Origin of the sequence: Mycobacterium sp. WUMAC-067 (genome assembly GCF_020217485.1) — a bacterium.
Lineage (GTDB): Bacteria > Actinomycetota > Actinomycetes > Mycobacteriales > Mycobacteriaceae > Mycobacterium.
The window spans coordinates 1-304 of the sequence record NZ_JAEKMI010000213.1 but is presented as its reverse complement, the minus strand read 5'-3'; the positions used below and the strand labels follow the sequence as shown (position 1 = coordinate 304).

The window sequence follows — 304 nt, the reverse complement described above, 5'->3', positions numbered from 1 at the left end:
TCGGTGAAAAGACCGTCGGGATTGAGGCAATCTTCCAGGACGTGCGCCAGGCCGTCGAGTTCGTCGGGCCGGTGATAGGCGGCGTGGCCGGCCAGATCGGCCTCGACCCGCTCGCGAGTGGCTTGGTCGATCCAGCCGGGCAGCCGGCGAAAGAACCTGCGGATCACCGCGATGTGTCCGGCGCCGAGTTCACCGCGGGCCTGGGCGGCGGCGGTGGCGGCCAACACCGGCGGCAAGGGTTCACCGGTCAGACCATGACGTGGGCCCAGATCGGCGGCCTCTGTGACCCGCCGGCCGGCCTCGG

General features: G+C 71.1%; 1 protein-coding gene. It reads right to left on the bottom strand.

Annotated elements, in window-relative coordinates:
• Nucleotides 1-304, bottom strand: a 304-nt coding sequence (locus JF781_RS28280; RefSeq protein WP_225341391.1) for a DUF222 domain-containing protein, incomplete at both ends; no start/stop codon positions are given.